General features: G+C 59.8%; 1 protein-coding gene. It reads right to left on the bottom strand.

The window, feature by feature from the left end; all coding sequences use genetic code 11:
- Positions 1-639: DNA polymerase ligase N-terminal domain-containing protein (locus C3Y91_RS03465; protein ID WP_281411348.1), on the bottom strand; the 639-nt coding region annotated here is incomplete at its 3' end.
- Positions 640-686: the final 47 nt, after the last annotated feature.

The following is a 686-nucleotide window of genomic DNA, read 5'->3' as shown; positions in this document are numbered from 1 at the left end:
AGCCTGAACATCGCCGCCCTCGACCATGAAAGGCTTGGGCTTTCGGCCCTTGCCGGCGGCAATCATCTCCATGGTACGGCCGGAGGCAACCGAGGTGTCATTCTCCTCCAGGATCGCTTCACCATTGTTTTCGACAGAGAACTCATCGTGGTGTTTGATCAGCAGCCAATTTGTCCGCTTGCCGCCGTTGCGATCATTGCGCATGCGCACCAGCACGAAGCCGCCGTGCAGGCGCTTGCCTTCCAGCGTAAACTTGAAGTCACCTTTTGCCAGCGCCTGCTCCGGGCTCTTATTTCCTTCCGGTTCCCAATAGCCCCGATCCCAGAGCATGACCGTGCCGCCGCCGTACTGGCCTTTCGGAATCGTGCCTTCGAAATCACCGTAATCCAGCGGGTGATCCTCGACCTCGACTGCCAGCCGCTTGTCGTGCGGGTCGAGGGATGGGCCTTTCGTGACAGCCCAGGATTTAAAGACGCCATCGAGCTCGAGCCGCAGGTCGTAGTGCAGCCGGGTGGCATCATGTTTCTGGATGACGAAGCGACGGCGATTGCTACGGGCGAGCTGCGTATCGCCGCTCGGCTCCGCCGTCTTTTGAAAGTCGCGCTTCGACCGATAGGTCGATAGTTTATCACTGGCCATGGTCGTTCCCGAAAGCAGCCCCGACAGCGAAATGCCGGCTGGCAGCT

Source organism: Rhizobium ruizarguesonis, from assembly GCF_012349115.1.
GTDB classification, from domain to species: domain Bacteria; phylum Pseudomonadota; class Alphaproteobacteria; order Rhizobiales; family Rhizobiaceae; genus Rhizobium; species Rhizobium ruizarguesonis.
This window is presented reverse-complemented; position numbering and strand designations above follow the sequence as displayed.